This window comes from Microbacterium sp. EST19A (genome assembly GCF_019969685.1).
Lineage (GTDB): Bacteria > Actinomycetota > Actinomycetes > Actinomycetales > Microbacteriaceae > Microbacterium.
Genome location: NZ_JAHXYZ010000001.1, coordinates 901,715 through 920,971 on the forward strand (window position 1 = coordinate 901,715; position 19,257 = coordinate 920,971).

Below are 19,257 nucleotides of genomic sequence, written 5' to 3' on the forward strand. Positions count from 1 at the left end.
ACGGGCTCAGGCCGCAGCGTCAGGCCTTGATGCGGTTCGACGCCCCGAAGAGCACGGCGCCGACGAGCAGGATCGCCGCTCCGACGGTGTAAACCAGCTCGACGCTCAGCGTGTCGACGAGGAAGCCGCCGACGCCCGCGGCGATCATGATCGCCGCCTGGAAGCCGACGACGACGAGGCTGCCGCCGGCTTCGAGGCGATCCGGCATCCGGTGCCCGACCCAGGTGTTCGCGACGATCAGCCAGGAGGCGAAGAAGAAGCCCCACACGAACACGACGATCCCGATGCCGACGATCGAGCCCGAGAGCAGGATCATCGACGCCACCGAGACGGCGATCGCGAGCGGGGCGAACACGGCGAAGAACGCGAACGAGCGGTCGATCACGAGTCCGATGACGAGGTTGCCGATCAGGCCGCCGGCCCCGAACAGCGCGAGCAGCACGACGATGGTCGAGGCGTCGACGTCGGGGATGCGCTCGAGCGCGAGCCGCACGTACGTGTAGGCGAGGAAGTGGCCGAGCACGACCAGCACGTGCCCGATCATGCCGAGGCTGATGCCCGGGCGGCGCACCGTGTCGACCAGCAGCCGAAGACTCGACGCCCGCTCGGCCGGCACCGATGGCAGCAGCGTGCGCAGGAGGATCGCGAGCAGCCCGGTGACGACGCCGGCCAGCGCGAAGACCGCACGCCAGTCGATGAGCTCGCTCAGCATCACACCGATCGGCACGCCGGCCGCTGTGGCGAACGAGGCGCCCGCGGCCGTGAACATGACGGCGCGGCCGAGGCGTTCGGGGCCGGCGATGCGCGCGGCGACCGTGATCGACATCGACCAGAACGCGCTGATCGCGGCGCCCAGCAGGAACCGGGCGAGCAGCACGATGATGAGGTTGGGCGAGATCGCGACGACGAGGTTCGACACCGCCGCGGCGAGCGCCATCCACACCAGCAGCGACCGTCGGTCGAGACGCGGGAAGATGAGGCCGATCGTCGGCGCGACCAGGAGCCCGACGAACGCGGTGACCGTGACGGTCTGGCCCGCCTGTCCGGGCGTGATGCGGAGTGACTCCGCCATCTCGGTGAGAACGCCGTTCGGAAGGAACTCGGCCGTCACCAGCAGGAAGCTCATCAGCATCATGACGATGAGGGCGGCGTACGGCATCCGCTCGCTGCGCGAGGAGGCTGTCGTCGGGATGGGCGCTGTCGTCGTCATGGTTCCACTCTGGTCGAGATCGGATGCCGTCGCCCGACCGGTCGTCCGCGGCATCCGACCATTCGTCCGGGGCTCACCGGTTTCTCCCATCTGCCGCATCCAGAGTGGGAGGCATGCGATCGGGCACGAGGGGCGGGCGGATGCTGCGCCTGTTCGGTCTCGTCGCAGTCGGCGCTCTCGTCGCCGGCTGCGCTCCGCAGGTCGGCCCGGACGACTGGACGCTGGAGCCGATCCCCTTCCAGAGCGCTATCGGACGCACCGACTTCGCGTTCGGGATGCAGGGACTGGCGGCCGACGGGTCGGGCGGATTCTGGGCACGATCGGGCGAGACGCTGCTGCATGTCGGCGTCGACGGAGAGACCCTGGCGATGCCGCGCAGCGAAGACGACCGCCTGCTCGCGGGTGGCGGCGCCATAGCTGCCTTGTCTGGTACGGAGCTCGTCGTGACCCGGAACGAGCGCGCGCCGGTGCTGTCGGTGATCGACACGACGACGATGACGGTGCGTGACCTGCCCCGCGAGCCGGCGGTCAGCAACGACGACTTCGGCGACTTCGCGTTCGGCGATATCGCCGTGCACGACGGCGATGCGATCGTCGTGCGGTATCAGCCCCGATCCACCGGATATCTGGACTACCAGCTGCTGCGGGTCGATCTCGACGACGGTGCGAGGACCCTGCTGTACACCGCACCGCTCTCGCTGCAGGACGCCCCCGACGCGTTCCCCGGCGTTCCGCCGGTAGACCTCGATGTCGACGCCGAGGGACGCATCTACCTGGCGACGCCATCGGCGCGGATCGTGCTGGATGCCGAGGGCGCCGAGCTGAGCGCGCACGAACAGGCGGCCGACCATCCTCGCGTCGCCGTGGGTCCGTCCGGACGGCACCGCGCTCTGGTGGGGCGGCGAGCCCGAGGAGTCAAAGATCCGGGGCGTGACCGTGGGCGGATCGTCCGAGGCGAGAGAGGCGATCGCCCGGCGCGAGAGCTGCGCCAAGGCCGAGGTGTTCCGCACGGACGCACTCTCGCTGAGCGACGGCGAGGCGCAGCATCCGCTCCCCTTCCTGTGCGGCGCGAACGCCGCCGTCTGGACCGGCGACTCCTGGGTGGTGGCGATCGGCGGCGAAGGCGACGGGGTGCTCGTGCGGCTGACGCCGCCCGAGAAGCTCGACTGAAGGCACGGCGCCCGGGTCTGGACAAGCCGGATGAGGACGGCCTAGGCTCATCGACGCACCGGGACGAGCCCGGAAGGCCCGAGCGGGAGGAGCTGAGGACATGAACACCGTCTCTGTCGCGCTCTCCGCCGACCACCTTCCCTTCGAGGCCACCCGCTCCTGATCCCTGGTGTGGCCTCCTCTTCCGGAGCCACATCTTGTCTGATCCTCTCGAAACAGAACTCTTCTTCGCCGACGTCGAACCCGGCGAGAACCAGCGCTGGTCCACGTGGCCGGCCGTCACCCCCACCGAACGCGGGCCGGAGCCCTGGCCCGACTGGGTCGTGACCTCCGCCGGCGCTCTCGACACCGAGTTCGGCATCCTCAAGACGGGTAAGGAGGCCGACGTGTTCCTGCTGGAGCGCGCCGTGCCCGGCGACCCTGCGCAACACGTGCTGCTCGCGGCGAAGCGCTATCGCTCGGCCGAGCATCGCAGCTTCCACCGCTCGGCCGTCTACACCGAGGGTCGCACCACGCGGAACACACGCGATGCGCGCGCCCTCGCCCGGAAGTCCAGCCACGGGCGGGAGGTCGCGGCCGCCCAATGGTCGTTCGCCGAGTTCGAGGCGCTCTGCCGTATGTGGGCGCTGGGCGCGCCCGTGCCGTACCCCGTGCAGGTCAACGGCACCGAGCTGCTGATGGAGTTCCTCGGCGACGCGCACGGCACGGCTGCTCCCCGGCTCGCCCAGGTGCGCAGCGACCGTGTCGAGCTCGCCGGCTTCTACGACCAGGTGGTCGAGATCATGCGGGTGTTCGCTGCCGCCGGCTTCGCCCACGGAGACCTGTCGGCGTACAACCTGCTGGTGCACGAGGGCCGGGTGCGGGTGATCGACCTGCCGCAGATCGTCGACATCATCGCGAATCCGCAGGGGCTGGATCTGCTGCACCGCGACTGCGTCAACATCTGCGACTGGTTCATCCGGCGGCGCGTGGAATGCGACCCGGAGGAGCTCTTCGCCGAGCTGTTGGCCGCGTCGTACGCCTGAGGACGTGTTCCGGTCGCAGTTGATGCCGCCGGCCGCCGCTCCGGTCGACGGATGCCGGGGGCTAGGGCCGCGCGACCTGCGAGGCCAGCAGGCTCACGAGCTCGTACAAGACGTGGCTCGCGGCGATGCCGGTGATCTGCGCGTGGTCGTAGGCCGGCGAGACCTCGACGACGTCGGCGCCGACGATGTTCTGCGCGCCGAGGGCCCGCAGGATGCGCAGCAGCTCGCGGCTCGTCAGACCGCCGGCCTCGGGCGTGCCGGTGCCGGGGGCGTGTGCGGGGTCGAGCACGTCGATGTCGATCGAGACGTACAGCGGCTTGTCGCCGATGCGCTGCAGGATCCGCGCGATCGCGGCCTCGACGCCGTGCTCCTCGATGTACTCGCTCGACACGATCGAGAAGCCGAGGCGCTCGTCGTCCTCGAGGTCCTGCTTCGAGTACAGGGGCCCGCGGGTGCCGACATGGCAGCTCGCGCTGAGGTCGATCAGGCCTTCCTCGCTCGCCCGGCGGAAGGGCGTGCCGTGCGTGATCGGGGCGCCGAAGTAGGTGTCCCACGTGTCGAGGTGCGCGTCGAAGTGCAGCACCGCGACCGGGCCGTGCTTGGCCGCGACGGCCCGCAGCAGCGGCAGCGCGACCGTGTGGTCGCCGCCGATGGTGACGATGCGCTGCACCTGCTCGCCGAGGGCGATCGCGGCGGTCTCGACCTCGCTCACCGCGGCGGCGAGGTCGAAGGGGTTCACCGGGATGTCACCGGCATCCACCACCTGCGCGATCGCGAAGGGCGAGACATCCTGCGCGGGGTTGTACGGGCGCAGCAGGCGCGACGACTCGCGCACGTGCGACGGCCCGAAGCGCGTGCCCGGGCGGTAGCTCACACCCGAGTCGAACGGGATGCCGACGACGGCGATGTCGGCGCGCGGCACATCCTCGATCCGAGGCAGGCGGGCGAAGGTCGCGATCCCGGAATACCGGGGGTTCACGGAGGCGTCGATGGGGCCGATGTTGTCGGTCATGGTCAGTCCTGTCTTCCGGTGGGGATGTGGACGAGCTGCACGCCGCCCTCGGCGATCGCCTCGCGGATGCTCGACGCGATGTCGTCGCGGCGATCGACCCGGCGTCCGGTCGCACCGAACGCCGCGGCGAGGGTCGCCCAGTCGGGCTGCACGAGGTCGACGCCGATCGGGGTCATTCCGCGATCGACCTCGTTCTGCCGGATCTCGGCATAGCCGCCGTTGTCGACGCAGATGATCGTGACGTCGAGCCGCTGCTCGACCGCGGTCACGAGCTCGTTCACGCAGAACATCAGCGCGCCGTCGCCGATCACGGTGACGACCGGGCGCTCGGCCTGCGCGACGCGCGCCCCGATCGCGGCGGGCAAGCCGTAGCCGAGCGTCGCGTAGGTGGGCGTGTAGAGCAGGGAGTGCGGATGCTGCGCCTGCAGCACGCTTCCCAGCGCCATGTAGACGATCTGCGAGGAGTCGCCGGCCACGATCGCGTCGTCGGGCAGGGCCTCGACGATGATCTCGGCGAGGGCGACGGCATCCGGCGCAGTCTCGCGCATCTCGGCGTCTATCGCCGCACGGACGGCCGACAAGTCAGGGGCGGGTCGCGGCTCCGACGGGAGCGCCGCGAGCAGCGCGGCACCGACCGCCGCCGCGTCGCCCGCGAGCCCGACCGTCGCGCCGAGGTTCTTGTCGAGCTGCGCCGCGGAGATGTCGACGCGCACGACGGCGCCGCGCGCCTCCAGCCGGGGAGCCCACAGCTCGGCCTCGCCGAGCTTCGACCCGATCACCAGCAGCACGTCGGCGTCTTCGGCGACGGCACGGGCCGCTGCGAGCCGGAGGTTCGATCCGAGCGAGAGCGGGTGCCCCTCGTCGACGACGCCCTTGCCGTTGAGCGTCGTCAGCACCGGGGCACCCAGGCGGTCGGCGAGCGCGGTGACCTCGGCGGCGGCATCCGTCGCTCCCCCGCCGGCGACGATCACCGGGGTGCGGGCGGATGCCAGCAGGCGCGCGGCATCCGCCACAGAGGAGGGGTCGCCCGCGGCAGGATCGGGCGCGGGGCGCGCTTTCCGATCCGCGAGGGGGACGTGGGCTGCGGCTTCGAGAACATCGAGGGGGATCTCGATGTGCACAGGCCGCGGGCGACCGGTTCGGAAGAGGGTGAAGGCATCGTGCACGGCCTCGACGGCTTCAGCAGCCGACTGCACGCGACGCGACCACTCGGCGATCGCGCCGACCATGGCCGTGGCATCCTTCGTCTCGTGCAGGGTGCCGACGTCGGCGAACTCCGCGCCGAGGGGCACGCCGGGCGACAGCACGAGCAGCGGACGCGACTCGCAGAACGCCGTGCCGATCGCGCTCATGGCGTTCTGCAGTCCCGGTCCGGAGGTCGTGATCACGACACCCGGCAACCCGGTCTGCTGCGCCCACCCGTCGGCACCGTAGCCGGATCCCTGCTCGTGGCGGTTCGTCACCGCGCGGATGCCGAGGTCGGCGAGCGGCCGGTACAGCTCGAGGTTGTGCGTGCCGGGGATGCCGAAGATCGCGGTCACCCCATAGGCGCGGATGGTCTCGAGCACCGCCCGGCCCGCGGTGTCGGCGTAGGCCTCCGCAGAGTCAGGCACGGTGGCGCCGCTCTCCGTCGACCCACGTCTCACGCACGGTGATGGCGGCGATGTCTTCGCCCGCGACGGCCAGCGGGTCATCCGAGAGCACGGCGAAGTCGGCGTACTTGCCCACTTCGAGCGAGCCGAGGTCGTCTTCGCGTCCGATCGAGATCGCACCCTCGATCGTGTGGGCGCGGAGCGCGGCGAGCGCGGACACCCGCAGATCGTCGGGCCCGAGCTTGTGCCCGCGGCGCGTGACGCGGGTGACGGCGGTCTGGATGGCCTCGAGCGGGATGGGCTCGGCGACCGGAGCATCCGACGAGATCGTGAACGGCACGCCCGCTCGCTCGAACTCGCCGAGCGGGTTGAAGCGCTCGCCCGGGGTGCCGATGGCCTCCTCCACGCCCTCGCCCCAGTTGAAGTAGTGCTGCGTCTGATTCACCGGACGGATGCCGGAGACCGCCATCCGCTCGATCTGCTCGGGCGTCGGCAGGCCGCAGTGCTCGATGCGGTGCCGGGCGTCGGCATCCGGACGTTCGGCGAGCGCGGCCTCGATCGCAGAGACGACCATCTCGATCGCGGTCGGCGACTGGGCGTGCGTCGCGGTCTGGAGGCCGGCGGCGTGGGCCTTGCTGATCAGCGCGGTGTACTCGGCGGGCTCGTGGTACAGCTGGCCGGTGCGGCACGGGTCGCCCACGTAGCCGTCGGGGAAGTACGCGGTCCAGCCGCCGAGCGTGCCGTCGGCGTAGAGCTTGATGCCGGCGAAGCTGAGGTGGGCGTTGCCGAACTGGCCGACGAGTCCCATCTCGAGCGCCTCGTCGAGCAGATGCGAGAGCAGGTACATCGACACGCGCAGCTCGAGGCGCCCGGCCTCGGCGAGACGCAGATACATGTCGAACTCGCGGCGCGTGACCTGGGCGTCGCCGATCGAGGTGACGCCGCCGGCGAGGAAGCGCTGGGTCGCGGCATCCAGCTGGCGGAGGTGCTCCTCGGGCTCGTCGGCGAGGTGGAAGTTCGGGCCGTGGTGGCCGATCTTCACCCCGTGCACGCCGGTGAGGATGTTGCACGCGGCATCCGACAGCTCACCCGTCAGCTCGCCGTCGGCATCGCGGAAGAACTCGCCGCCGTCGGGGTTCGGGGTGTCGCGGTCGACGCCGTTCACCGCGAGAGTGTGCGAGTTGACGACGCCGCCGTGGCCTGACGCGTTCATCAGGTACACCTCGCGATCGGTCGCGACCTCGTCGAGTTCGAAGCGGGTGGGATGCCGCTTCTCGGCGAGGTTCCGCTGCTCGTAGCCGTAGCCGCGGACTGGACGCCCCTCGGGAGTCTCGGCGGCGGCCGCCTGCAGCAGCGCGACGATCTCGGGGATGCTGCCGGCCTTCTCGGGCCCGCAGTCGACCCAGGTCATCAGCTGCCCGTACATCAACGGGTGAGCATGGGCGTCGACGAAGCCGGGGACGATCACCGCGTCACCGAGATCGACCCGTTCGGGTGCGAGGCCGGCGCGGTCCGCGGCGGCCTCGCACTCGTCGATGCTGCCGATCGCGAGGATCCGCCCGCGATCGGTGAGCATCGCCGCGGCCGTGGTGGCCCCGGCATCCGCCGTGTGGATCGCCCGCGCCGTGAGGAGTCGCGGCGTCGTCTGAGCCGAGCGGTCGAAGGGAGTGAGCTTTCTCATGGGAGCCTGTTCGCGGTCGTGTCGGTGCGGGCGGTGAAGGATGCGGCGCCGATCAGGGCAGCCGGTTCGCCGTCGTGTCGGTGCGGGCGGTGAAGGAGGCCGTGACCGGCGCTTCGTCCGAGTGCTGGGGCGCGAGCTTCGTGCAGATGCCGGCGATCACGGCCATGCCGATGAACATCGCGATGACCGCCCAGATGCTGCCGGTCCAGGCGATGAGCTGCGTCGCGAACCAGGGAGAGAAGCCGGCCCAGAGTGCGGCGCCGACACCGTAGGCCAGCGCGAGGGAGGTGTACCGGGCCTGCGGGCGGAACATCTGCGCGAGGAGCGCGGCGATCGGAGCGTAGGTCGCACTCATCGCGATGCGCACCAGGGAGGCGAACAGGAAGATCAACGGTTCGACTCGGCCGGGCATGATCAGCAGGAACGGCACGAAGGTGAGCACCGAGGTGATCAGACCGATGTACATGATGTTCTTCCGGCCCCACTTGTCGCCCAACCAGGCGATCGGGAGCGTCACGACGAACTCCACGAAGGAGGCGATCGTCATGGCATCCAGGATCACCTGCTCGCTGATCAGGATCGGCTCGTTGGTGGCGTAGAAGGTGGCGAAGGTCGTGGCGAGGTAGTAGCCGCCCGTCGAGATCGGCAGGATGCCGATGCCGAGCAGGATCGGCTTCCAGTTCGTGCGCAGAGCGTAGGCGAGCGGCATGGACTGCTTGCGGCCCTCGACCTTCGACTCGAAGACCGGAGTCTCCTCGACGCGGTAACGGACCCAGAAGCCGACACCGACCAGCACGATCGACAGCAGGAACGGGATGCGCCAGCCGCCGTTGATGATGAAGTCGTCGCCCATGCGGGTCATGACCGCGAAGATCCCGGAGGCCAGCAGGGCGCCGGCCGGGTTGCCGAGCTGCGTGAAGCCGCCGTAGAAGGTCTTCGACTTCTCGGGGGCGTGCTCGACGCTCATGAGCACCGCGCCGCCCCACTCGCCGCCGACCGCGAGGCCCTGGATCGCGCGGAGCAGGATCAGGAGGATCGGGGCCAGGATGCCGACGTTCTCGTACGTGGGCAGGCAGCCCACGAGCACCGTAGCGGCGCCCATCATCAGCAGCGTGATCACGAGCGAGGTGCGCCGGCCGAGCTTGTCGCCGATGTGGCCGAAGATGATGCCGCCGAGGGGTCGGACGAGGAACGCGACGGCGAAGGTCGCGAACGCCGCGGCCGTCTCGGCGAGCCGGTCGCCGCTCGGGAAGAACAGCGGACCGAAGACGAGGGCGGCCGCCGTCGCGTAGACGTAGAAGTCGTACCACTCGATGGTGGTGCCGACGAAGGCGGCGAAGCCGGCGCGTCGCGCCCGGCTGTGCGTGCCTGCGGTGGTGGAGGAAGTCATGGGTGTGCCGCTCCTTTGCGGAAGATGTCGGGTACCGGAGGATGCTACGACCGCGCCGAGCCGGAGACAAGGGCAGAACTCCAGCGGGAAGAGTCATTCACTGGAGTAGTGAGCGGATACCGGTGCAGATGTCGTCTTCCCGCCGGTCTCAGTAGTTCGTATGCTGAAGATGTGTTCGCTCACGCGAGCGTTCCCGGGAAAGTGACGAATCGGACGGATGACATGGATTTCGACGCCGAACTGATCCGTGCCCTGCAGGAGGACGGTCGCGCCAGCATCCGCTCCCTGTCCGTCCGTCTCGGTCAGTCGCGGGCCGCCGTCGCCGCCCGGCTGAAGGCGATGCTCGACGACCGCACGGTGCGGGTGGTCGCCGCCGTCGACCCGGTGTTCCTCGGGCAGCACGTGCTCGCCCACGTCTCGATCCGCACCGACGGCGCCGTCGAGCTCGTCGCCGAGCACCTGCGGGACATGAGCGAGACGGTGCTGGTCTCTGCGGTCGGCGGCTCGCATGACGTCGTCACCGAGATCCGTGTCGGCTCGATGTCGGAGCTGCACGACCTGCTGGCGCAGATCCGCGCCATCACGGGCGTGCTCGACATCAGCACGATCATCTACTCGACGGTGATCAAGGGCTTCTTCGTCTCGGAGTACCACGGCGGCGTGACGCTCGACGCGATCGACGAGGCGCTGATCGAGCAATTGCAGGCCGACGGCCGGCGCAGCTTCCGCGCGCTCGGTGAAGAGGTGCGGCTCTCGCCCTCGGCCGTCGCCACCCGCGTGCAGCGTCTCATCGACGGCGGGGTCATCAAGATCAGCGCCGTCGAGGCGCGGGGCCTGGCTCATCGGCAGCTGTCGATGGGTGTCGGCATGATCCTCGGCGACGACGACGAAGCGGTGATCGACGAGCTGCGGCGCGGGCGAGGCGTCGACTTCGCGGCGCGCACGCTCGGCCGGTTCGATGCGGTGGCCACGCTCGTCGAGCCGTCGGCCGGGGCGCTGTACGCGAGCCTCGAGCGCCTGCGCGCCCTCCCCGGCGTCACGCGCATCGAGGCCTGGCTGCACCTGGCCGTGCTCAAGGAGGACTACGCCCGCACGCTGAGGCCGCTGCGCACGGAGTGAGGCGAGAGCACCGTCGCGGCGCGCCGTCACCGCCCGTTCACCGGGCAGCGCCAGACTTCGAGCATGAGCGAACCCGAACCTCGCCCGGTCACACCCGAGCCCCCTGCCGCCGCGAACAGCGGAGCCGTCGGCGTGATCGGCCTGGACCTTCGCGGCGAGACACCCGCGCCGAAGAAGCAGGTGTACTCCTGGGCGCTGTGGGACTGGGCGACGCAGCCCTTCAACACCGTGATCCTCACGTTCGTGTTCACGGCGCTGTATCTCGTCGGCGAGGGATTCCTCCCTGCCGACATCGCCTCGCTCGACTCGTCCGACCCGGTGCGCCGGGCCGCCGAGGCCGATCTCGCCTCCGGGCTGGGGCTGGGTTCGACGATCGCCGCCTTCGGCATCCTGCTGCTCGCACCGGTGCTCGGCCAGCAGGCGGATGCCGCCGGGCGGCAGAAGCTCTGGCTCGGGATCGGCACCGGAGCCCTGGTGTTCTGCATGCTCGGGCTGTGGTTCGTCGAGCCGACCCCCAGCCTGTTCTGGCTCGGCGTCGCACTCATCTCGGCCGGATCCGTGTTCGGCGAGATCGCGGCGGTGAACTCCAACGCGATGCTCATCGGCATCGCGAATCCGAAGAACGTCGGCCGCATCTCCGGTCTCGGCTGGGGCTTCGGCTACATCGGCGGCATCCTCGCCCTCGTCATCGTGGTCGTGCTCGACACGTTCGACTGGTTCGGGATGTCGACAGACAACGGCCTCGCCTACCGCCTGATCGCGGTCGGATGCGCGGTGTGGACGATCATCTTCAGCATCCCGATCTTCCTGAACGTGCCGGAGCCGTCGCTCGGCCGCCCCGAGCGCAAGGTCGGCTTCTTCCGGTCGTACGCCCTGCTCGTGAAGGACGTCGCCGGGCTCTACCGCGACCCCGAGACCCGTCCGACGTTCTGGTATCTGCTCTCGAGCGCCGTCTTCCGCGACGGTCTCGGCGGGGTCTTCGCGTTCGGTGCCATCATCGGCACGGCGGTCTTCGACTTCGAGACCCAGGAGATCATCATCTTCGGCATCGCCGCGAACCTCATCGCCGGCGTCTCGACGATCCTCGCGGGCCGCCTCGACGACCGCCTCGGACCGAAGCGGATCATCCTCGCCTCGATCGGGTCGATGGTCGTCGCGGGTCTCGCGGTGTTCTTCCTGCGCGACGGCGGGGCGATGGTGTTCTGGATCGGCGGCCTCATCCTCTGCGCCTTCGTCGGTCCGGCCCAGGCGGCGGCGCGCTCGTTCCTCGCCCGCGTCACCCCGGCCGGCCGTGAGGGCGAGATCTTCGGCCTCTACGCCACGACCGGTCGTGCGGCGAGCTGGATCGCCTCGGGCGCGTGGACGATCCTCATCGTGGCGACGAGCCAGACGGCGTTCGGCATCCTCGGCATCGTGCTCGTCCTCATCGCCGGGTTCCTGCTGCTGCTCCCGGTGAAGGCGCCGCGCTGACGGGAGTAGCCTGACCGCGTGACCGTGATCATCGCCTTCCTCGCCAACATCCTGGTCGCGATCGCCAAGACGATCGCCGCCGTCATCACGTCGTCGGCGTCGATGGTCGCCGAGGCGGCGCACTCGTGGGCGGATGCCGGCAACGAGATCTTCCTGCTCATCGCCGACCGCCGCGGCGCGCGCACCAAGGACGCCCGGCATCCGCTCGGCTACGGACGCAACGCGTTCGTATGGTCGCTCATCGCGGCGTTCGGCATCTTCACCGCCGGGGCGATCGTGTCGATCATGCACGGCATCCAGGAGCTGTCCGAGACGGGGCCGGTCGAGAGCCCGGTCGTCGCGTACATCGTGCTCGGCATCGCCTTCGTGCTGGAAGGCGCGTCGTTCACGCAGGCGATGGTGAAGTCGCGGCGCCTGGCGAAGGAGCGCGGGTCGTCGACCTGGGACTTCGTGCTGGAGACGAGCGACACCACCCTCCGTGCCGTGTTCTTCGAGGATGCCGCAGCCCTCATCGGCCTCGTGATCGCCGGTGGCGCGATCCTCCTGCATCAGGTGACCGGCGTCGCCGCGTGGGATGCCGTGGGATCCATCCTCGTCGGCATCCTGCTCGCGGTGGTCGCGATCATCCTCATCCGCCGGAACATCGAGTTCCTCGTGGGCACGACGGCGGCGCCGAAGCTGCGGGCCCGCGTCGGCACGGCTCTCCTCGGACTGGCGCAGATCGAACGCGTCACCTACCTGCACATCGAGTACGTCGGACCGAACCGGCTGTTCATCGTCGCGGAGGTCGACCTCGCCGGCGACGCGCTCGAGCATGACGTCGCCCGCCGGCTGCGCGATGTCGAGAAGCGGATCGAGGCGCACGAGGCGGTCGAGACCGTCGTGCTGTCGCTCTCGGTCGACGATGAGCCGTCGCTGGAGTTCACCGCCGGGTGAGTCGGCGGGTCAGCGCTGCCAGTTGTCGGCGAGCTTGTTCAGCAGCCGCGCGAGCTCGGTGCGCTCCTCGTCGGTGAAGGCGGCGAGCGCTCCGGTCAGCATCTCTCGCCGCTCGCCGCGCATGCCGCGGGCGATCCGCCGGCCCTCGTCGGTGAGCGCGATGCGTGTGCGGCGGGCGTCGTCGGGATCGGCCTCGCGACGCACGAACCCCCGCTCGACCCCCTGCTGCACGAGCCGTGATGCGCGGGGCTGATCGACGCCGATCGCCTCGCCGAGAGCGCTCACGCTGAGCGGAGCGGATGCCGCGGCGAGAGCCTCCAGCATCCGCATTCGGGCGGGGCCGGCCATGCGTCCCGAGGGGTCGGCCATCCACGGCGGCATGCCGGGGTGGCCGCGGCGACCGAAGGGTCCGTGGTCGCCGTGATCGCCGGAAGGTCCGCCGGGCCAGCCGTGGGGACCGGCGTGACCACGGCCGCCGGGGGCGCCGCCGAGGCGACGTCCGCGTAGCCGGGAGAGGGCCTGGGCGATGGCTTCGGCGGGGTCGTTCGGTTCGGTGGTCACGATCCGATTTTACATGCGACTTGACATGGATCCGTATTCCATGTCACACTACATATACATGACATGTGACAAGCACATGCACACTGACATCTAAGGACTACCCATGAACACCGATACACAGAACCCCCAGAACAGTTCCCGCCCCTTCGGCTTCTGGCTGAAGGCTGCCGACCGCCTGATGGCGGCCGAGTTCGCCGCGGCCTTCGAGGCCGAGCAGGCGAGCCGCCGCGACTGGCGGATCCTCAACGTCATCGACGGAACCGCCCCGGCTCATCGTCCGCTGAACGGCCCCAAGCTGCACGGACACAAGGTACGGAGCCTCGTCGAGCGCGGCTGGATCGTCGCCGAGGGCGACGGCTGGACGCTCACCGACGAGGGCCGCGCGGCGAAGGAGCGCCTCGGCGCCATCGTCGACGGCATCCGTGCGAAGGTCGACGGCGCCGTCTCCGAGGAGGAGATGGCCACCACCCTCGCCTCGCTCGAGAAGATCGCGCGCGCGTTCGGCTGGGACGAGGAGACCCCTCTCCCCCGCGGACGCCGTCACGGCTTCGGCGGACGCGGCGAGGGCCGCGGCTTCCCCGGTCGCTTCGGCCGTCCGTTCGGTCGCGGCTTCGGCCCCGGCTTCGGCCCGGGTCGCGGCTTCGGTCCGGGCTTCGGCCCGGGCCACGGCTTCGGCCCTGACGCCGACCGTCGCGAGGACGAGTGCCGCCACGGCGAGCGCGGACACGGCCGCCACGGCCACCCGGGCTTCCGCGATGGCGAGCACGGCGAGCGTGAAGACCACGGTCGCCGCGGTCACGGCCCGCACCGCGCTGCACGGTTCGTGCAGAACGCGTACGAGCGCGGCTTCGACGCCGGCTACAGCCGGGGTCGCGACGCCTGACCTGCCTGTCGCACGAAATCGAGACGCCTCATCCGACGCACTGTCGGGTGGGGCGTTTCGTCATAGTTCGAGCAGGGCGAGCGCTTCCTCATCGGCACCGGCGGCGCGCAGACGTCCGCGCATGGCGGCGGCGGCCAGGACATACGGGCGCTCGTCGCGCATGAGCAGGGAGCGGGAGTTGGCCTGGTCATCGAGGGCGATCAGCTCGAAGGCGAGCACTTCGATGTCGTCGACCTCGATCTCGCCCGCGTCGACCGCGTAGCGGATCTGCATGGCCACATAGCTGTACCAGTCCGACAGTCCCGCGCGCACGGCATCGCTCACCGGGCCGGGCTTCGAGTCGACATCGGCCGCGGTCGCGGCGAAGAAGCACCCTCCGCTGAACACACGGTCGCGCGAGTAGATGAGACCGTTGCGCATCAGCGCGGCGAGTCGACGCACACCGCGAGGCTCGGAGCGAGCCGGTCCGATGATCTGCGCCACGAAGATCTCGCGGGCAGCCGCCACGGTCGCGAGCTGCAGCCCCTCCTTGCTCTGGAAGAGCGTCGCGATGCTGCTCTTGCTGTAGCCGGACGCCTCGGAGAGTCGCCCGATGGTCAGCCCGTCGAGTCCGTCGACCGACGCCAGGTCGGTCGCGCTCTCGAGCACCACGCGGCGCGAGGCATCGCCACGGGCCCTCCGGCCGTCCAGCACTGCGTTATCCGACATCCCTCTAGTATACGAACGATCGTTCGCCTACTATACGTATGATCGTTCGTATTGTTTCGGCGAAGGAGAAATCATGTCGTCCCTGCCCACGCTCATCGCCCGCGGCATCCGCACCACCGCTGCGGTCTCACCCGCCCTCGCCGGTGCGCTCGCGCTCCGGGTCTTCTTCGCGGCCGGCCCCCGGATGCAGGTGCGCGACTGGGATGCCACCACCCACAGCGAGGCTCGACACCGTCGCCTCACCGTGCGCGGCATCGAGGTCGTCGGCTATGAGTGGGGCGCGGGCCCGCGTACCGTGCTGCTGCTGCACGGCTGGCGCGGTCGGGCCTCGCAGTTCGCGCCACTCGTGCGAGAGCTCGTGTTCGAGGGTTTCCGCGTGGTCACGTTCGACGCGCCCGCGCACGGCGCATCGAAGGGCCGCCGCACCGACGTGCGCGACTGGGTCGCCCTGGCGGAGGAGCTTCAGACCATCCACGGACCGTTCGCGGCGATCGTCGGGCACTCCTTCGGCGCCCTCGCCGCACTGGCGGCCGCGCGATCGAGCGTGCCGACGCCGACCCTGATCGCGATCGCCGGCGGGGCGGGTCCCGACGCGTTCATCGACGAGTTCGTGCGCGAGTTCCGGCTCGACCGCGCGACGACCGAGCACATGAAGGCCCGGTTCCGCCGACGGTTCGGTGCGGAGGAGACCACGACCGGAGCGCTGTCCGATGCGGCGCAGCATCCGCTCCCCGCCGGTACATCGCTGCTGGTCGTGCATGATCGCGGCGATCGCCGGATGCCGGATGCCGACTCGCTGCGCCTGCACGCCACCCACGGCGAGCGTTCGCGGCTGCTGCGCACCGACGGCTTCGGCCACACGACCGTGCTGTCGGCGGATGCCACGCTCGACGCGGTCGTCGCGATGGTGACCGGCGGGCTCGCGGCTGTCGACGCGCTCGGCACGGACACCCCGAGAAGTCGCCCGGCGAAGAGGGAGCCCGGTTCGAAGGCCGACGTCAGAACAGCGGCGTGATCGCGAACGGCACGGCCGCAGCGTCGGAAACCGGGAACGGGAACGCGCCGGAGCTCAGCAGATAGATGCCCACCACGACCGCACCGAAGAGCAGCAGGAGCAGGAACGCGAAGATCGCGATGGTCAGTCCGCGGTAGCCGCCCGACGTCGGAACCTCGGGCGCGACGGATGGCTTGGACCAGTCGTCGGCAACGGCGGCGGGCTGGTCGCCGTCGAGGATCGCGGGGCGCGGACGGTCCGCGGAACGGAGTCGCGCCTCAGGCGGAGGCGGCGGGATCACCGCATCCGGCACGGGGATCTCCGACGGCGGCGGGGTGAGCAGTCCCTCGGGGATCGGGATCTCCGGCGGAGGCGGCGGGATGACGGCATCCGCGGGCGGGATCACGGGTTCGTCCGGAGTCGTGCCGCTGCCGTCACTCATGTCAGCCCCCTACTGCTCCGATGTCGGTCACGCCGACATCCGTGCGATGGAAATTCTGGAAGGAGCGGGATGCCGTCGGTCCCCGCTGCCCCTGATACCTGTTGCCGTAGGGGCCGGAGCCGTACGGGTTCTCGGCCGGCGAGGTGAGCCGGAAGAAGCAGAGCTGTCCGATCTTCATCCCGGGCCAGAGCTTGATCGGCAAGGTCGCGACATTCGCGAGCTCGAGGGTCACGTGGCCGGTGAATCCCGGGTCGATGAATCCCGCGGTCGAGTGCGTGATGAGGCCGAGGCGGCCGAGCGAGGACTTTCCCTCGAGGCGCGCGGCGACATCGTCGGGAAGAGTGACCTGCTCATACGTCGCTCCGAGCGCGAACTCGCCCGGATGCAGGATGAACGGCTCGTCCGGCTTCACCTCGATGAGACGCGTGAGCTCGGGCTGATCCTCGGCGGGATCGATGAACGGGTACTTGTGATTGTCGAACAGTCGGAAGTACCGGTCGAGGCGCACGTCGATGCTCGACGGCTGGATCATCTCCGGCTCGTGCGGTTCCAGGCCGACGCGGCCCGATGCGAGTTCTGCCCTGATGTCGCGATCGCTGAGAAGCACGGGTTCAGCCTAGTCGGGCGGTATCGGCTCGCGTCGCCCGGGCTTTGGCCTTCGAGCGGCCTGCGGGTAGGCTTGCGATCACCCGTTCCTCGGATGCGGGTTCGGGACTGTAGTTCAATGGCAGAACTTCTGCTTCCCAAGCAGATAGCGCGGGTTCGATTCCCGTCAGTCCCTCCACAGGATCGTTCGCGTCAGCGCGGACGGATGCCGGCCAGCAGGATCTCGAGGAAGAGTTCCCGGTCTTCGGGGGCACCGATGCGCACCGCGTGCTCGACGCCGCAGATCAGGTGCTCGATCTGCGAGATCGTCAGGTCGGCGCGCACCAGGCCCGCGTCGCGGGCGCGCTGCAGCACACCGTCGAAGGCGGCGAAGATCTCGATCTTCATCGCGCGCACCGCCTCGTCCTCGTCATCGGGAGAGAGCAGCACCGCCTGCAGTCCGCCGTCCTGGAGTTGCAGCGCCAGTGCGGCGCCGAGGAACTCGGAGAGAGCCTGACCCGGATCGGAATGCTGCGCGGCGGTGCGAGCGATCACGGACATGCGCTCGAGGGTTTCGGAAGACAGCGCCTCCACCAGGGCATGGACGGTCGGGAAGTGCCGATAGACCGTACCGACTCCGACGCCCGCGTCCCGAGCGACGTCGTTCAGCCGCAGCGTGCCGGCATCGTGCGCCCGCGCGATCTCGAGGATCCGTGCACGGCTGCGGGCCGCATCCGCTCGAATCTGTGCCATCCGTCCATCGTAGCAGCGAAGTGGATAGTTCATCCACTTGTGCTATCGTTCGAAACGGATAGATCATCCGCTTGAGAGCAGAGGCATGAAATGAACTGGGACCCCGCACACCTGCCCGACCAGACGGGCCGCACGATCGTCATCACCGGATCCACCGCGGGCATCGGGTACTTCGCCGCGGAACAGGTCGCCGCGGCCGGCGCCGAGGTCGTGCTCGCGTCGCGCTCGGAGCCGAAGATGCAGCTCGCGAGAGCATCGATCCTCGAGCGGATTCCCGGAGCCGTCGTGCAGACGGTCGCGATCGACCTCGCCTCACTCGACTCCGTGACGCGCGCGGCCGAGGAACTCCGCACCCTTCCCCGTGTCGACGGCATCCTGCTCAACGGCGGAGCGATGACCGGAGGCAACGCCGCGACGGTCGACGGCATCCCGCTGATCCTCGGCACGCACGTGGTCGCGAACGTGCGCCTGATCGCCGACATCCTGCCGTCTCTCGTGGCGAACGGCCAGGCGAACGGATCGGCGAGCCGGATCGTGCACACGTCGACCGGCTTCGTCCAGCAGTTCCGCGTCGGCGTCGATGATGTCCGTGCGACCCCCCGTGTCTCGATCGCCGCCTACACGAAGGCGAAGACCGTGACCGAGGTCTTCGCCTTCGAGCTTCACCGACGGTTGCTCGAACGCGAACTTCCCGTCGCCTCCCTCGTCGTGCGCCCGGGTGTGGGGGTCGACGCCAAGACGCCGCAGCGGGCCGGCATCCGTGATCGGTCGACGCCTTACCAGCGCAATCCGTACACGCCGTGGGCGCAGGGCAAGGACACGGCGGCATGGTCAGCCGTCCGCGCACTCACCGATCCCGACGCGCAGAGCGGCGACTACTACTCGCCCGCCGGGCGACTGCGCGGGTTGCCCGTGAAGATCGAACCCCTCGCCCGCACCTTCACCCCGCCCACCGAGACCGCGGCGAGCGTGTGGGAGCAGCTCGAGGAGCTCGCCGGAGTCCGCATACCGCTGGATGTCACCGCAGGTTTCTAGGATGGAGGCATGCGTCTGCTCCTGATCCGTCACGCTCAGACACCGTCGAACGTCCTCGGACTACTCGACACCGGGGCTCCGGGCCCCGGACTCACCGAGCTCGGGCGCCGGCAGGCGCACGCGATCCCCGGAGCGCTGAAGGATCGCGAGATCAGCAGCATCACGGTCTCGAACCTCGTGCGCACCTCTTTGACCGCTGCACCGCTCGCGGAGGAACGCGGCCTGACGCCCGTGATCGATCCCGGCGTGCGGGAGATCGACGCCGGCGATGACGAGATGGCAGCGGGCTTCGCCTCCTTCACGCGCTACATCGAGGTCGCGTGGGCATGGGCGAGCGGCGACCTCGACGTGCGGATGCCGGGAGCCGAGAACGGCCACGAGTTCTTCGAGCGGTTCGACGGCGCGGTCGAGCGGGCTCTGACGTCGGGCGGCCCGCATCCCGTCATCGTCAGCCACGGCGCCGCGATCCGCGTCTGGGTGGGCGGGCGGTGCCACAACATGGGCGACCTGTTCAGCTCCGACATCGAGCTGCACAACACCGGCAGTGCACTGGTGGAACGCGAGGACGACGGCTCCTGGAAGCTGTTGGAGTGGTCGTCGAATCCGATCGGCGGCCCCCAGCTCGATCCTCTCGCCGACCCCGCGACGGAAGACCCGATGGGCTCGCTCACCGCCGAGGACCTCGACTGAC

The 19,257-nt window shown here is 69.8% G+C and carries 19 protein-coding genes and 1 tRNA gene; 10 read left to right on the forward strand and 10 right to left on the reverse strand.

The annotated features are described in order from the left end of the window. Positions 1–19: 19 nt before the first annotated feature. Positions 20–1,210, reverse strand: coding sequence for an MFS transporter (locus tag LC452_RS04470; protein WP_223622825.1), 1,191 nt, complete (start codon positions 1,208–1,210; stop codon positions 20–22). Positions 1,211–1,323: 113 nt separating this feature from the next. On the opposite strand from LC452_RS04470, the gene LC452_RS04475 reads away from it, so the two are divergent. Continuing rightward, entirely contained in the window at positions 1,324–2,484 is a 1,161-nt protein-coding gene (locus LC452_RS04475; RefSeq protein WP_223622826.1) for a hypothetical protein, read from the forward strand. 93 nt (positions 2,485–2,577) lie between these two features. Then, the gene (locus LC452_RS04480) at positions 2,578–3,405 is read left to right on the forward strand and encodes a serine protein kinase RIO (protein ID WP_223622827.1); all 828 of its coding nucleotides are present in this window, start codon (positions 2,578–2,580) and stop codon (positions 3,403–3,405) included. A gap of 61 nt (positions 3,406–3,466) precedes the next feature. Here LC452_RS04480 and speB read toward each other — a convergent pair whose 3' ends face one another. The 4 genes from speB to LC452_RS04500 are packed head-to-tail and all read right to left on the reverse strand — an operon-like array spanning position 3,467 to position 9,080. Further along, complete coding sequence (speB, locus tag LC452_RS04485; protein ID WP_223622828.1) at positions 3,467–4,417, reverse strand: agmatinase; 951 nt, start codon at positions 4,415–4,417, stop codon at positions 3,467–3,469. Between the two features lie 2 nt (positions 4,418–4,419). Next, positions 4,420–6,111 (reverse strand): thiamine pyrophosphate-binding protein, encoded by a 1,692-nt coding sequence (locus tag LC452_RS04490; RefSeq protein WP_263293780.1) that lies wholly within the window; start codon positions 6,109–6,111, stop codon positions 4,420–4,422. Continuing rightward, positions 6,023–7,690 carry an amidohydrolase gene (locus tag LC452_RS04495; RefSeq protein ID WP_223622830.1) on the reverse strand — a complete coding sequence of 556 codons (1,668 nt, stop codon included), beginning with the start codon at positions 7,688–7,690 and terminating at the stop codon, positions 6,023–6,025. Before LC452_RS04495 ends, LC452_RS04490 begins: the two co-directional genes overlap by 89 nt. A 52-nt stretch (positions 7,691–7,742) precedes the next feature. Next, positions 7,743–9,080, reverse strand: a complete 1,338-nt coding sequence (locus tag LC452_RS04500) for an MFS transporter (protein WP_223622831.1) — start codon at positions 9,078–9,080, stop codon at positions 7,743–7,745. Positions 9,081–9,302: 222 nt separating this feature from the next. Here LC452_RS04500 and LC452_RS04505 point away from each other — a divergent pair, with 222 nt between their 5' ends. The 3 genes from LC452_RS04505 (at position 9,303) to LC452_RS04515 (ending at position 12,605) form a co-directional block, all read left to right on the forward strand. Beyond that, positions 9,303–10,199, forward strand: coding sequence for an Lrp/AsnC family transcriptional regulator (locus LC452_RS04505; RefSeq protein ID WP_223622832.1), 897 nt, complete (start codon positions 9,303–9,305; stop codon positions 10,197–10,199). A gap of 63 nt (positions 10,200–10,262) precedes the next feature. Then, positions 10,263–11,669, forward strand: coding sequence for an MFS transporter (locus tag LC452_RS04510; RefSeq protein ID WP_223622833.1), 1,407 nt, complete (start codon positions 10,263–10,265; stop codon positions 11,667–11,669). A gap of 18 nt (positions 11,670–11,687) precedes the next feature. Then, positions 11,688–12,605, forward strand: coding sequence for a cation diffusion facilitator family transporter (locus LC452_RS04515; protein ID WP_223622834.1), 918 nt, complete (start codon positions 11,688–11,690; stop codon positions 12,603–12,605). Between the two features lie 9 nt (positions 12,606–12,614). On the opposite strand, the gene LC452_RS22035 is transcribed toward LC452_RS04515, so the two are convergent. Continuing rightward, a complete protein-coding gene (locus LC452_RS22035) occupies positions 12,615–13,166 on the reverse strand; it encodes a MarR family winged helix-turn-helix transcriptional regulator (RefSeq protein ID WP_223622835.1) in 552 nt (183 codons plus the stop codon). A gap of 103 nt (positions 13,167–13,269) precedes the next feature. On the opposite strand from LC452_RS22035, the gene LC452_RS04525 reads away from it, so the two are divergent. Next, positions 13,270–14,049 (forward strand): hypothetical protein, encoded by a 780-nt coding sequence (locus LC452_RS04525; protein ID WP_223622836.1) that lies wholly within the window; start codon positions 13,270–13,272, stop codon positions 14,047–14,049. A 60-nt stretch (positions 14,050–14,109) separates the two neighbouring features. Here LC452_RS04525 and LC452_RS04530 read toward each other — a convergent pair whose 3' ends face one another. Beyond that, on the reverse strand, positions 14,110–14,757 hold the full coding sequence (locus LC452_RS04530) for a TetR/AcrR family transcriptional regulator (RefSeq protein WP_223622837.1): 648 nt from the start codon (positions 14,755–14,757) through the stop codon (positions 14,110–14,112). Between the two features lie 73 nt (positions 14,758–14,830). Between LC452_RS04530 and LC452_RS04535 the strand changes: the two genes are divergently transcribed. After that, entirely contained in the window at positions 14,831–15,772 is a 942-nt protein-coding gene (locus LC452_RS04535) for an alpha/beta fold hydrolase (protein ID WP_223622838.1), read from the forward strand. Here the strand turns inward: LC452_RS04535 and LC452_RS04540 are convergent. Next, positions 15,756–16,193 (reverse strand): hypothetical protein, encoded by a 438-nt coding sequence (locus tag LC452_RS04540; RefSeq protein WP_223622839.1) that lies wholly within the window; start codon positions 16,191–16,193, stop codon positions 15,756–15,758. The two genes, LC452_RS04535 and LC452_RS04540, sit on opposite strands and share 17 nt — an antisense overlap. A 1-nt stretch (position 16,194) precedes the next feature. Continuing rightward, a complete protein-coding gene (gene dcd, locus LC452_RS04545) occupies positions 16,195–16,800 on the reverse strand; it encodes a dCTP deaminase (RefSeq protein ID WP_223622840.1) in 606 nt (201 codons plus the stop codon). 103 nt (positions 16,801–16,903) lie between these two features. Between dcd and LC452_RS04550 the strand changes: the two genes are divergently transcribed. Next, a tRNA-Gly gene (locus tag LC452_RS04550) sits at positions 16,904–16,977 on the forward strand. Between the two features lie 14 nt (positions 16,978–16,991). On the opposite strand, the gene LC452_RS04555 is transcribed toward LC452_RS04550, so the two are convergent. Next, the gene (locus LC452_RS04555) at positions 16,992–17,531 is read right to left on the reverse strand and encodes a TetR/AcrR family transcriptional regulator (RefSeq protein ID WP_223622841.1); all 540 of its coding nucleotides are present in this window, start codon (positions 17,529–17,531) and stop codon (positions 16,992–16,994) included. A 90-nt stretch (positions 17,532–17,621) separates the two neighbouring features. Between LC452_RS04555 and LC452_RS04560 the strand changes: the two genes are divergently transcribed. Further along, positions 17,622–18,566: an SDR family NAD(P)-dependent oxidoreductase gene (locus LC452_RS04560; RefSeq protein WP_223622842.1), complete on the forward strand. Its 945-nt coding sequence runs from the start codon at positions 17,622–17,624 to the stop codon at positions 18,564–18,566. A gap of 9 nt (positions 18,567–18,575) precedes the next feature. After that, on the forward strand, positions 18,576–19,256 hold the full coding sequence (locus LC452_RS04565; protein WP_223622843.1) for a histidine phosphatase family protein: 681 nt from the start codon (positions 18,576–18,578) through the stop codon (positions 19,254–19,256). Position 19,257 lies beyond the last annotated feature (1 nt).